The following is a 13,151-nucleotide window of genomic DNA, read 5'->3' on the forward strand; positions in this document are numbered from 1 at the left end:
AATCCCGCATGCTTCTCAACGGCAACGCCTCCTCATCCGCTCCCGCCGCGCCCGCCCACGTGTTCGACGCGACCACGGCGACATTCGAAACCGAGGTCCTGCAGAAATCGCTGGACACCCCGGTCCTCATCGATTTCTGGGCCGAATGGTGCGGGCCGTGCAAATCGCTGGGCCCGGTGCTGGAGAAGCTGGCGGCCGAGTACAACGGCGCGTTCGTGCTCGCCAAGGTCGATGTCGACAAGGAGCAGCAGATCGCCGCCGCGTTCCAGATCCGCTCGGTGCCGACGGTGTTCCTGCTGATCGGCGGACAGCCGGTCGACGGCTTTCCGGGCGCGCTGCCCGAAGGCGAAGTGCGCGAATTCCTCAAGCGCCACGGCATCGCGCCGGCCGAAGGCACGATGGCCGACGCCGAGCCGGCACCGCTGGACCCGGCGGCCGAAGTCGGGCGCCTGCGTGAGGCGGTCGCCGCCGAGCCCGACAAGGCGGAACTGAAGCTCGACCTCGCCCTCGCCCTGCTCCAGACCGGTGCCGCGAAGGAAGCCGAGGGCCTGCTCGATGGGCTGCCTGCGAACCTCGCGACCGACGAGCGCGCGGTCAAGGCCCGCGCCCGCCTCGACTTCGCCGCACTGCTGGCCGATGCGCCGTCCGCCGAGACCTTACAGTCGCGTCTCGACGCCGACCCGGACGATCTGCGCGCCCGCCACCTGCTCGGCGTGCACCGCCTTGTCGCCGGCGATACCGAAGCCGGTCTCGACCAGTTCATCGAACTGCTGCGCCGCGATCGCGACTTCGAGGACGGCCTGCCGCGCAAGACGCTGATCGATGCGTTCCGCATCGTCGACGACGCCGAACTGGTCGGGCGCTACCGCCGCCGCATGGCCTCGCTGCTGTTCTGACCTGGCGCCGCGCCGCGTGGCGGGACATCCCGCCACGGGCTGCCCCGTACCGCGGCGTACGGTACTATCCGCGGCCCGTCGTTTAACCGGCCCGCCATGACGCCGCGTCGCCTCCGCCTGCTGATGAACCTCTGGCCGCCGTTCCTGTTCGCGGGCATCCGCGTCACCGCGATGGGCGACGGCTTCCGCTACGCCCGGGTCGAGCTGCGCCAGCGCTGGTACAACCGCAACTACGTCGGCACGCACTTCGGCGGCAACCTGTTCGCGATGACCGATCCGTTCTGGATGATCATGACCCTGCGTGCGCTCGGGGACGACCACGTGGTCTGGGACAAGGCCGGCGAGATCGAGTTCATCCGGCCCGGCCGCGGCACCGTGCACGCCGAGTTCGCGCTCGACGAAGCGACGCTGCAGACGATCCGCGACGCGACCGCAGGCGGCGCGAAATACCTGCACTGGTTCACCACCGACGTGCTCGACGCCTCGGGCGAGCCGGTCGCGCGGGTCCGCAAGCAACTCTACGTGCGACGCAAGCGCGGCAGGCCTCCGGTCGCTCGGGCGGATGCGGCGCCCACCTCGACCCCGCCTCGGGCCTGACCGTTCGCAGCGCTGCGTTCCGGCGCAGGTGATCCCTGAAGGCGCCATCCCGCTCGCCAGTGTGTCGCACCGTTACATCCGCCACGCGTCGCGGCACGCCGTGCCGCGAACCGCATCGCCGCAGCGGAGCGCGAACGGCATCACATCGTTTTCGAGAGGCCGATGGGTATGCTGTTCGACCACAGGGGCGCGACCGCAATGCCGCATACACGTACCGGACCACCGACACCGCCACTGCCTGTAATCCCCGGCTACCGGCTGTCGCAGGTGATCGGCCACGGCGGCATGGCGACGGTCTATCTGGGCACCCAGCTTTCGCTCGGTCGCGACGTCGCGATCAAGCTCATGCTGCCCGAGGCGCTGGCCGACGAAGTCAGCCGGCGCCGCTTCGAGAACGAAGCGCGCACGATCGCGCGGCTCGAGCATCCGAACATCGTCGGCATCCACGAAGTCGGACGCACCGATGAGGGCCTGCCGTGGTATTCGATGCCCCATCTGCCGCATGGCCACCTCGGCCAGCGTGATCTCACCGCCGATCACCGCCGCATCCGCGAGGTGCTGCGCGCGCTGCTGTCCGCGCTGGCGTATGCGCATGCGCGCGGGGTGATCCACCGCGACGTCAAGGCCGAGAACGTGCTGTTCGACGAGGCAGACCGGCCGCTGCTGGCGGATTTCGGCATCGCCCTGCGCCGCGGCTACGGCACGCGCGTGACGATGGTCGGCCTGGCCGTCGGCAGCACCGCCTACATGGCGCCCGAGCAGGCGCGCGGCCAGCAGGTCGATTTCCGCGCCGATCTCTACAGCGTCGGCGTGCTCGCGTGGGAAATGCTGACCGGCGAGCTGCCCTACAAGGGCGACGACGCGCTGTCGATGGCGCTGGCGCACACCCAGAATCCGATCCCGCGCCTGCCTCCGGCGCTTCGCCACTGGCAGCGCTTCATCGATCGCGCGCTGGCGAAATCGCTGACCCGTCGCTTCAGCGATGCCGGCACGATGCTGCGTGCGCTCGACGAGGTGCCGCAGCGCGACGGACGCCGCGAGCCCGTGCTCAGTGCCGCGCTCCACCGGTTCCGCGCCGGCTCGCGGCGCGTGCCTCCGATGGTCTGGGTCCCGCTGGTGCTGGTCCTGGCGGCCGGCACCGGTCTGGCGCTGAACCTGTCGAACGGCGATGCCGCCGCGGACGGCGGCGTCGCCGCGTCGTCGGCGACGGTCGGTCTGGCACCGCCGTCGGCTGGCGGCGAGGCCGGCACAGGGCCGGCGGATGCCGTGTCCGACGAAACCGGCACCGCGGCCGCGCCGCGCGCCGCGCCGGTCTCGGACGCCGACCGGCATCTGGCCGATGCCGAACGCCTGCTGCGCGCCGGGCAGCTGGCCACGCCGGCAGGCAGGAACGCGCTCGACGCCCTGGATGCGGCCTGGAAGGCGGATCCCGAGCATCTGCGTGCGCCTGCGTTGGCCGACCGCGTCTTCGACGCCGTTGCGGTCCGCGCCCGCGCCGCGATTGCCGCGAGCGACGACCGCACCGCGTCCACCCTGCTGCAGGCCGCCCGCCGCCATGCCGACATGGCGGGCCGCGCCGACAGCGATGCGATGCGCCGCCTGCGCGCCGCGGTCGCCGAGGCCGTGGAAACGCGGATCACCGATGCCGCGGGCCGCGTCGATCGCGACAACGCGATGGCCAGCCTGACCGGCGCCGACGCCGTCGGTCTCGATGCGCCGACGACGACACGGCTCCGGCGCCAGGCCCAGAGCATCCCGAATCTCGCCGCCCTGGCCGCGCGCATCCCCGGTGGTGCCCGCGTCGTCCGCAACAGCGACAGTGTGTTCGCGATCGCCAACAGCCCGGTGAGCCGGGCCGAATATGCGGCGTTCGTGGCCGCGACGGGGCATACCTCGGGCGCCTGCCGCGCGCGGGGCTCGGTGCTGCGCGCCATGGCCCCGCGGAACTGGGACAACCCCGGCTTCGACCAGGCGCCGACCGACCCGGTGGTCTGCGTGTCCTGGCACGACGCGGTCGACTACGCACGCTGGCGCAGCGAGCGCGACGGCGTCAGCATCGTCGTCGCATCCGTGGCCCAGGGTGCGAACGCGCCCGCGCGTGGCGACGGCCCGGCCGAATGGCGCAGCGACTGCGCCGCCGCCTGCAAGGAGCGCGTGGCCGCGGGGCGCATCAAGCGCGATTCGCTCGACAGCCGCGCGCTCGACCCGGGCCGCGGTTACGAGGATGTCGGCTTCCGCGTGGTGCACCTGCCCTGATCAGCACGCGCAGCGTCGTGCGCCATGAACGGAACGGCGGCACGGTGCAGCGCGCGCCGCCGCACGCCTTCTACGCACCGCCGTCCGCGCGCAGAATGCGCGCTCCCCCGTTACCCGGATCACCATGAGTACCCCATCGCTGGGCGGTCGCCTGCAGCGCCTGTTCCTGACCGGCCTGCTGACGCTGCTGCCGATCTGGCTGACCTGGATCGTCGTCAAGTTCGTGTTCGTGCTGCTCTCGGAAATCAGCACGCCGTGGGTCGCCCCGCTGTCGATGCAGATCGCGGCGTGGTTTCCCAATTCGCTGGGCTGGATCAACGCGGTCTCGGTGCAGGCGACGATCGCGCTGGTCGCGACGATCGTGCTGATCCTGATCGTCGGCTGGCTCGCGCGGCGCGTGGTCGGCCAGCGCATGCTGGGCTGGGTGGAGGCGCTGGTGCAGCGCATCCCGTTGGCGAACGTGATCTATTCCAGCGCGCGCAAGCTGCTCGACATCCTGCAGACCAAGCCCGACGGCACCCAGCGCGTCGTGCTGATCGACTTTCCGCACCCGGGCATGAAATCGGTCGGTTTCGTCACGCGCGTCATCCGCGAACAGGGCACCGGGCGCGAACTGGCCGCGGTCTACGTGCCGACCACGCCGAACCCGACATCGGGCTATCTCGAAATCGTGCCGCTGGACGCGATGACGCCGACCGACTGGACCGTCGACCAGGCGATGAGCTTCATCATCTCCGGTGGCGCCGTGGCGCCGGACACCATTCCATTCGGTGCACCCGCGCGCCCCGCCACGGACGCCGGCCCCGCCTGACGCTTGCCGGCAGGCATCACAGGGGCCAGCATCGGGACTTCGCCGTGTGGAGTCCGCCATGAAGCACCCGCTCGTTCTCGCCCTCGCCGCCGCCCTCGTCACCGGCGGCGGACTCGCCGGTTGCCAGCGCGAGTCCGCGGCACCCGCCGCTGCCTCCGCAGCGGCGACGTCCGAGAACGTCGAGGCGCGCGCGACCCGGCTCGGAACGCTGTACGCCGAGTACTGGGAAGAACTGCTCAAGCTCAATCCGATCCAGGCGACCTTCCAGGGCGATCCCCGCTACAACGACCAGTTGCCCGACTTCGGCAGCGCCGAATACCGCGAAGAGGTGCGCAGCTTCAACGAGCGCTGGCTGAAGACCGTCGAGGCCGTCGGCAGCGATGGTCTGGAGGGGCAGGACCTGCTGAGCTACAGGATCTTCGTGCAGGAACGGCGCAATGCGCTCGACGCCGAGCGCTTCCCGTCGTGGATGATGCCGGTCAACCAGATGGGCAGCCTCGTCAGCTATTCGGTGCTGCTGGGCTCGGGCACCAACGCGCAGCCGTTCGCGACCGTCGCCGACTACGAGGCCTGGTTGCGCCGCGCCGCGCGGATTCCGGTGCTGCTCGACACCGAAATCGCCAACATGCAGGCCGGCATCGAGGCCAATGTCGTGCAGCCGCGCGTGGTGATGGAAAAGGTGCTGCCGCAGTTCGATGCGATCCTCGTCGACGACGTGGAAAAGAGCCCGTTCTGGGGCCCGGTCACGAACTTCCCCGACGCCATCGCCGACGCCGACCGCGAGCGCCTGACCGCCGCATTCCGCACCCTGATCGCCGACCAGCTCAATCCGGCGATCCGGCGCCAGCGCGACTTCATCGCGAACGACTACATGCCGCATGCGCGTGACAGCGTCGGCCTCGACGCCCTGCCCGACGGCATGGCCTGGTACGCGTTCTCGGCCAGGCAGCAGACCACTTCGGACCTGACGCCCGAGGCGATCCACCAGATCGGCCTCGACGAGGTGGCGCGCATCCACGAGCAGATCCGCGGCGTCATGGCGGAGACGCAGTTCGAAGGCTCGCTGCAGGATTTCTTCCGCTTCATGCAGACCGACCGCCGCTTCGAGTTCCGCTCGGAGGAACAGCTGCTCGAGCACTACCGCGCCATCGAACAGAAGATCGAGGCCAGGGTGCCCGAGCTGTTTTCGTTGACGCCCAAGGCCGGTTTCGAGATCCGGCCGGTCGAGGCCTTCCGCGCCGAATCCGCGGCCGGCGGTTCCTACCAGTCGCCGAGCGAGGACGGCAGCCGGCCCGGCATCTTCTACGTCAACACCTTCGATCTGCCGACGCGCAAGCGCTGGGACGCCGAAGACCTGTTCCTGCACGAAGCGATTCCCGGCCACCACTTCCAGCTCGCGCTGCAGCAGGAACTGACCGACCTGCCCGCATTCCGCCGCTTCGGCGGCGAGACCGCCTACATCGAAGGCTGGGGCCTCTACGCCGAGAGCCTCGGCAAGGAACTCGGTCTCTATACCGATCCGTACGACTACTTCGGCCGTCTGCAGGGCGAACTGTGGCGCGCGGTGCGTCTGGTCGTCGACACCGGCCTGCACAGCAAGGGCTGGACGCGCCAGCAGGTGCTCGACTACATGTTCGAGAACTCGTCGGTCAGCGAACCCGACGCGATCGCCGAGGCCGAGCGCTACATCGCATGGCCGGGCCAGGCACTGGCCTACAAGATCGGCGAACTCAAACTCCAGGAACTGCGCGCGCGCAGCGAAGCGGCGCTGGGCGAGGCGTTCGACATCCGCGCCTTCCATGCCGAGGTGCTGAAGGACGGCGCGCTGCCATTGCCGCTGCTGGACGCGAAGATCGATGCGTGGATCGTGGCGCAGCGTGAGCGGATCGACGCGGCGCCGGTCGCGCCAGCGCCGGCGCCGCCGGATGTGGCGTCCTAGGGCGGGCCTCGCAAAGGCGGATCGAAGCGCGGGCGCATTGACACTCCAGGTCGGTGCCCGCGCTGTCGTCCCGGCGAACGCTGGGCCCCATGTTCGCGACCACGTCCAAGATCGTGCTGGAGCCTGTTTACGCGGCACGGTCCGAATCACGATGGAGCCCAGCGTCTGCTGGGGCGACGGTCGGACGGCAGTGGCTCGCGGCCATCGCCATGCCTGTCTCGCACGCTCGGTGGGGTCCAAGCACTCGAACGTGCAGGGAGTGACGGTGTCCGAGCCCCAATGAGCCCCGTGTACCGCAGCGCCGCTTGCCCTCCTCCATCCGCCGCGCGATGCTGCAGGCCGGTTTCGCGCGGGAGTGGCGCATGATCCGCACGATGTTCTCGGTGATGCTCGGCATGGTGGTCGCCATGATGGTGATGCTCGGGCTGGAGTTCGTCGGTGCCTGGATGGTGCCGATGCCGACGGAACCGCTCGCCGACGAGACCGATCTCGCGCAGATCGTCGCCAATGCGCCGACCGGCAAGCTCGTCTGGGTGCTGTCCGGCTGGCTGCTCGCCGCGGTGTGCGGCGGCTGGGTCGCAGCGCGGCTCGCGCGCGTACATCGGATGGGGGCCGCGATCGCGGTCGGCGTGCTGATCGTGCTCGGCGTGGTGCTCAACGCCTGGATGCTGCCGCATCCGCTGTGGATGATCCTGCTCGGCGTGATCGGCCCGATCCCGCTGGCATGGTCGGGCGGACGGCTGGCGCTGCGTCGGCTCCGCTGACGCCTTCGTACACGGACGGGGAGGTCCGCCATGCAGGCATCGTTGTTGACGTCGTTGCTGCTGCCGCTCGCACTGGGCGTGATCATGTTCGGTCTCGGCCTCGGGCTCGGACTCGACGACTTCCGTCGCATCGCGCGCTACCCGCGCGCCGTGATCACCGGACTCGTGCTCCAGGTCGGCGTGTTGCCGTGGGCGGCGCTGGCGCTCGCCCTGCTGTTCCGCCTGCCGCCCGAGCTCGCGGTCGGCCTGATGCTGCTGGCCGCCTCGCCCGGCGGCGCGACCGCGAACATCTACAGCCATCTCGCCCGCGGTGACGTCGCCCTCAACATCACGCTGACCGCGGTCAACAGCCTGCTGTGCCTGCTGACGCTGCCGCTGATCCTCAATCTGGCGCTGGAGTTCTTCCTCGGCGCCGGCCAGTACGTGCCGCCGCCGGTGAGCAAGATCGTCGAGGTCGCGGTGATCATCGTGCTTCCCGTCAGCCTGGGCATGGCGACCCGCGCGCTGGCCCCCGCATTCGCGGCGCGGATGGAAAAGCCGATCCGCCTGTTGTCGGTGGTCGTGCTGGCGCTGCTGATCATCGCGGCGGTCGCCCAGGCCTGGAGCACGCTGCTGGGCTTCTTCGCCGTCGTGGGCCTGGCCTGTCTGCTGTTCAACCTGATCAGCATGGGCGTGGGCTACGCGGCGCCGCGCGCGTTGAAGCTGCCACGCCGCCAGGCCATCGCGATCGCCATGGAGATCGGCATCCACAACGGCACGCTGGCGATCTTCATCGCGCTCAACGTGCTGGAAAGCCCGATGATGTCGGTCCCGGCGGCGGTCTACAGCCTGCTGATGTTCTTCACCGCAGCGGTGTTCGCGTTCTGGCTCAACCGGCGCGCCGAGCGGACCGCGGTCTGACGGTGCCGTCCTCCGGCGCCGTGATGCACCGGACTGCGCGCGTGCGGAAGCCGGTTGGAGGTCCCGGCACCCCGTAGGAGCGCGCTCGCACGCGAACGGGCCTTTGGCGGAACATCCCGGGCGAAACACGCAGTGCGGGCGCGTTGGATCGAGTCGGGGGCGTGACGGAGCCGACGCGAAAGCGATCGCGCGCGAGCGCGCTCCTACAGATGTGGTTCCGACGCGGCCGACACCTCATCGGCCAGGCGGGTTCGGTGCCCTCGATACGTCGACGCATTCGGAGCAACGCGCAACCCACCCGATGCTCCCCGCACCCCGCAGGAGCGCGCTCGCGCGCGAACGGGCCTTTGGCGGAGCATCCGGGCGGAGTACGCAGTGGGGGCGCGTTGGATCGCATCGACGGTACGACAACGCCCGCCTTGAAAGCGATCGCGCGCGAGCGCGCCTGTGCGGACGCCCGGCGACACCCGGACGGAAACCCGGCAGAGGCCGCCCAGGCGCGACTTCGGTGCCCGGACAGGTGGGGTCGAAAAAAAGCCCCGCGCGCGCGGGGCTTCCGACCGTCATCCACCGGCCACGTCAGTCGCCGCTGCCGAAGCTTCCGTAGGCTTTCAACTGCTCGGCGACGGCCGCATCGCCGACCACGACGATGCTCTGCTGCTTCGGGTCGAAGAACTCGCGGGCGACCGACTGCACCTGCGCCGCGGTCACCGCATTGGCCTTCTCGACGTAGCGGCTGAGGTAGTCGGCCGGACGGCCCAGCACCCAGTTCGAGGCCAGCGCCGACGCCACCGCGCCCTGCAGCTGGTTCTGGAACAGGTAGGTGCCGGCGGTGTAGCGCTTGGCGCGCTGCAGTTCGTCGGCATCGACGGTGACGTTGCGCATCTGCTCGAACTCCTTGAAGAACTCGCCAATCGCCGCGCCGGTGACCTCGTTGCGCACATCGGCCTGGGCCTGGAACGCACCGCCCTTCGCGCGCAGGCCGAAGCTGCTGCCGGCGCCATAGGTGTAGCCCTTGTCCTCGCGCAGGTTGCGCATCAGCCGGCTGTCGAAGCCGCCGCCGAGGATCGTGTTGGCAAGGGCGGCGGGAATCGCGCGGTCATCGTCGGCATCGAACGCCGGCCGCCCGATCCGCACCGCCGACTGCACGCTGCCGGTACGCGGCACCAGCACGTACTGCGGCGCGCGCGGATACGTGGGCGCCGCCACGTCGGCGACGGTCGCCTCCGCACCGCGCCAGTCGCCGAAGGCCAACTGCGCCAGTGCTACGGCCTCGTCGCCGCTCAGTGGCCCGGCGATCACCAGCAGCGCGCGCTCGGGATGGAAACGGGTCGCGTGCGCGGTCGCCAGCCCCCCCGCGTCCGTGCCTTCGATGCCGGCCTCGGTGGGCAAGGTGTTGCCGTAGGGGTGCGTGCCGAACAACACGCGGCCCATCGCGCGGTTGGCCTGATAGGCCGGCTGCGCCTGCATCGCCTTGAGGCCCTGCAGTGCATTGGTCTTGGCCAACTGCACTTCATTGGCGGGGAACGCCGGGTTGCGCACGACGTCGGCGAACAACGCCGCCAGCGGCGCGGCCGACGACGACAGGCCCGACGCGGTGACGAACACGCCGTCGCTGCTGGCACTGGCCCCGATCGATGCGCCGAGGCGCTGCAGCTCTTCTGCGATCTGCACCGAGCTGCGGGTTGCAGTGCCTTCCTGCAGCAGGCCGGCGAGCAGGTTCGACATGCCCGGCAGCGCGGCGGGATCGCTCGCCAGGCCGCCGCGCACGGCGAGGACATAGTCGACCTTCGGCAGGCCACCGCTGCGCGGCACGATCCAGACGGTCAGGCCGTTGTCGAGCCGGCGTTCGACCAGGCCGAGCTCCGGCAGCGGCCTGTCGGCGCCGTAGGCCGGCAGGTCGGCGGGCAGTTCGGTCGGCGGCGCGGTCGCGGGCGGCGCGCCCGGACCTGCGGGTTGTTGCGCGTGCGCGGTCATGGCGAACAGGCAGGCGCCGAGCGCCAGGGCCAGCGGGCGCAGGCCACGAGCCGTGCGGCGGATCGGGAAGTGGATGTCCATGTCGATCTCCTCAGTCCTGGGCCGATACGGCAGCGGGCGCCGGTGCGGCCGGCGGGGCGATACCACGTGCGGGTGCCATCGCGGCGGGCACGCGGTCGATGACGGTGCGGTTGGCCTCGGTGAGATAGGTCTTCGCCACGCGCTGCACGTCGGCGACGGTGACCGCGTTCACCCAGCCGGGCACCCGGTTGAGCGTGTCCGCATCGCCCCACAGCAGCTGCGCCTTGGCCAGTTCGTCGGCGCGCGAAATGAAGGGTTCGAGGCTGTTGACGTAGTCCGCCAGCAGCTTGGTCTTGGCCGCGGCCAGGGTGTCGGCCGGCACGCCTTCGGCGACGACGCGCGCGATTTCCTCGTCGATCGCCGCGAGCACGGCATCGGGTTCGACATTGGGCTTGTACAGCGCGAACAGCGTCATCAGCGTCGGGCCGTCGTAATCCCAGGCGTGGCCCAGCGGCCAGCCCAGACCGCCGTCGATGTTGAGCAACTGCTCGCGACCCTTGACGAGGCCCTGGTACAGACGCGAGGCGTCGCCGCCGGCCAGCAACTGCGACAGCACCGCCATCGGCGCGTGATCGGGGGTGCCGCGCGCCGGCATCTTCCAGCCCACCGCGAGCGCAGGCACCTGGGCCAGTGCATCGGCCTGCGCCTCGCGCCGGCCTTCGGTGTTCAACGGCTCCGAAACGTCCGGGCGCGCGGGCGTCGCACGCGCGGGGATGTCGCCGAAGTACGCCTCGACCATCGCGAACGCGTCTTCGGGCGAGATGTCGCCGACGATACCGATGACCGCGTTGTTCGGCCCGTAGTAGTCGCGGTGGAACGCCTCGACATCGGCCAGCGTCGCGCCCTCGAGATCCTTGAAGCTGCCGTAGCCGTCATGGGCATTGGCCCATTTGGTGAACGCCAGGCGGTTCATGTCGAACACGAAGAACAGGCCGTAGGGCTGGTTCTGCACGTTGACGCGGATCTCTTCCTTGACCACGTCCTGCTGGTTCTTGAGGTTGGTCTCGGAGAAGTCGAGCGTCTTCATCCGGTCCGCCTCGAGCCACAGGATCGGCCGCAGCGCGGAGACCGGCGCGGTCTCGATGTAGTTCGTGTAATCGGGACGCGTGGAGCCGTTGAGCCGGCCGCCGCCGCCCTGGATCACGCGGTCGAACACCCCCTTCGGGGCCGTCGGCGTGCCCTGGAACATCAGGTGTTCGAACAGGTGCGCGAAGCCGGTACGGTTCTCGGGCTCGAGGCGCATGCCGACGTGGTAGACCACGCTGACACCGACGGTCGGCGAACTGCGGTCCTCGGAGACGACGACGGTCAGGCCGTTGTCGAGCGTCCGGGTTTCGATCGGCAGACGCCAGGCGTCGGCCTCCTGCGCGGCCGCGGGCGCGGCCAGCAACGCGAGCAGCACGAATGCGCCGCCCCATCCTGCGAGTCGTTTCATCGTCGGGTCCCTGTGCCGCCCCGCTCCCCGGGGCACGAATCCCGACTATAGCCCCGGCGCCGCAGGCACTGCATGCCGACACGACGGACGGGGCACACCGCGCACGCCGCGCGCCGCGGCGGGCTCAGCTGCGGGTGGAATCGGCCGGTGTCTCGTCGTCGAGCCCGACATTGCGGCGCGCGGACTCGTAGACCTCGCGATCCAGCAGCCCGGTCTCGCGCGCGACCAGTACCGGCACCAGCATCTGCCCGGTCACATTGGTCATCGTGCGCATCATGTCGAGAATGCGGTCGATCGCCAGCAGCAGGCCGAGCCCCTCCAGCGGCAGGCCGGCCGCCGACAGCACCACGGTCGCCATGACCACCGCCGTGCCCGGCACGCCTGCAGTGCCGAAGCTGCCGAGCACCGACGCCAACAGGATCGCCGCGTACTGGGCGAAGCTCAGTTCGATGCCGAAGTACTGCGCGATGAACACCGCCGCGAGCGTCGGATAGATAGCACCGCAGCCATCCATCTTGATCGTCGCGCCCAGCGGCACGGCGAAGGCGGCGTAATCGCGGTTGACGCCGAGGTTGTGGGTGACGCTGCGCAGCGCGACCGGCATCGACGCCAGGCTCGACGAACTGACGAACGCGACCTGCATGCCGGGCGCCGCGCCGCGGAAGAACTTCAGCGGGTTGAGCCCATGGGCCAGCAGCAGGCCGCCGTAGACGAACACGATGTGCACCGCGCAGGCGACGTACAACGCGATGACGAAGTTGCCGAGCGGCAGCAGCCGCTCGAAGCCGTAGGTGCCCACGAGCGCGGCGATCAGGCCGAAGGTGCCGATCGGCGTGAGCTCCAGCACGAAGCGCGTGACCTGGATCATCGCGTCGCTGGCCTGTCCGACCAGCGTGCGCAATGCGGCGACGCGTTCGCCCAGCTTCACCAGTGCGAAGCCCACCAGCCCGGCGAAGAAGATCACCTGCAGGATGTTGCCGCTCGACAGCGCCGCGAACGGATTGGTCGGCACCACGTTGAGCAGCACTTCGACCGGCGTCGGCACTTCGCGCGGCGTGTAGTCGGCGGCCGCCGTCAGCGAACCCGCTTCAACGCTGAGTCCGGGATTGAAGGTGTAGGCGACCGCGAAGCCGATGCCGACCGCGAGCACGGCGGTCGCCGCGAACCAGCCGAAGGTACGGCCGCCGAGCGCGGCGATCGACTGCTGTCCGTGCAGCGCCGCGACAGCGTTCATCACTGCGAAGAACACCAGCGGCACCGCGATCATGCGGATCAGGTTGACGTAGAGCGTGCCCAGCGGCTGCAGCCACGTGCCGGCGGCCGGTCCCATCAGCCAGCCGACCAGCGCACCGAGCACGAACGCGCCGAGCACGCGCTGCCAGAACGGAATGCGGAACCACCACGCCAGAGCGCTCATCGGGGCCTGCCCAGTCGGTCAACACGCGACCATACGTGAGCGCATCCATGTTGGCGATGCTCCCGCCGGGACGCCAGC

Annotated in this window: 10 protein-coding genes; 7 read left to right on the forward strand and 3 right to left on the reverse strand. The window is 70.0% G+C overall.

Annotation, left to right across the window (positions count from 1 at the left end; all coding sequences use genetic code 11):
* The first annotated feature begins 8 nt into the window (after window positions 1-8).
* From trxA to ACF3M1_RS11680, 7 genes are all read left to right on the forward strand, one after another.
* A complete protein-coding gene (trxA, locus tag ACF3M1_RS11650) occupies window positions 9-896 on the forward strand; it encodes a thioredoxin (RefSeq protein WP_394000820.1) in 888 nt (295 codons plus the stop codon).
* 96 nt (window positions 897-992) lie between these two features.
* Window positions 993-1,493, forward strand: a complete 501-nt coding sequence (locus ACF3M1_RS11655) for a DUF4442 domain-containing protein (protein ID WP_394000821.1) — start codon at window positions 993-995, stop codon at window positions 1,491-1,493.
* 198 nt (window positions 1,494-1,691) lie between these two features.
* The gene (locus ACF3M1_RS11660) at window positions 1,692-3,749 is read left to right on the forward strand and encodes a protein kinase (protein ID WP_394000823.1); all 2,058 of its coding nucleotides are present in this window, start codon (window positions 1,692-1,694) and stop codon (window positions 3,747-3,749) included.
* Window positions 3,750-3,873: 124 nt separating this feature from the next.
* A complete protein-coding gene (locus tag ACF3M1_RS11665) occupies window positions 3,874-4,560 on the forward strand; it encodes a DUF502 domain-containing protein (RefSeq protein ID WP_394000824.1) in 687 nt (228 codons plus the stop codon).
* 58 nt (window positions 4,561-4,618) lie between these two features.
* Window positions 4,619-6,499: a DUF885 domain-containing protein gene (locus ACF3M1_RS11670; protein WP_394000826.1), complete on the forward strand. Its 1,881-nt coding sequence runs from the start codon at window positions 4,619-4,621 to the stop codon at window positions 6,497-6,499.
* A gap of 305 nt (window positions 6,500-6,804) precedes the next feature.
* Complete coding sequence (locus tag ACF3M1_RS11675) at window positions 6,805-7,263, forward strand: hypothetical protein (RefSeq protein WP_394000828.1); 459 nt, start codon at window positions 6,805-6,807, stop codon at window positions 7,261-7,263.
* A gap of 30 nt (window positions 7,264-7,293) precedes the next feature.
* Window positions 7,294-8,163, forward strand: a complete 870-nt coding sequence (locus ACF3M1_RS11680; RefSeq protein ID WP_394000830.1) for a bile acid:sodium symporter family protein — start codon at window positions 7,294-7,296, stop codon at window positions 8,161-8,163.
* A gap of 579 nt (window positions 8,164-8,742) precedes the next feature.
* Here ACF3M1_RS11680 and ACF3M1_RS11685 read toward each other — a convergent pair.
* The 3 genes from ACF3M1_RS11685 to ACF3M1_RS11695 all read right to left on the reverse strand — a co-directional run bounded on the left by ACF3M1_RS11685 (window position 8,743) and on the right by ACF3M1_RS11695 (window position 13,073).
* The gene (locus ACF3M1_RS11685) at window positions 8,743-10,221 is read right to left on the reverse strand and encodes a M16 family metallopeptidase (protein WP_394000832.1); all 1,479 of its coding nucleotides are present in this window, start codon (window positions 10,219-10,221) and stop codon (window positions 8,743-8,745) included.
* A 10-nt stretch (window positions 10,222-10,231) separates the two neighbouring features.
* Complete coding sequence (locus tag ACF3M1_RS11690; protein ID WP_394000834.1) at window positions 10,232-11,656, reverse strand: M16 family metallopeptidase; 1,425 nt, start codon at window positions 11,654-11,656, stop codon at window positions 10,232-10,234.
* 124 nt (window positions 11,657-11,780) lie between these two features.
* Window positions 11,781-13,073: a dicarboxylate/amino acid:cation symporter gene (locus ACF3M1_RS11695; protein ID WP_394000836.1), complete on the reverse strand. Its 1,293-nt coding sequence runs from the start codon at window positions 13,071-13,073 to the stop codon at window positions 11,781-11,783.
* Between the last annotated feature and the right edge of the window lie 78 nt (window positions 13,074-13,151).

Origin of the sequence: Luteimonas sp. WGS1318, from assembly GCF_043187535.1 — a bacterium.
Lineage (GTDB): Bacteria > Pseudomonadota > Gammaproteobacteria > Xanthomonadales > Xanthomonadaceae > Luteimonas.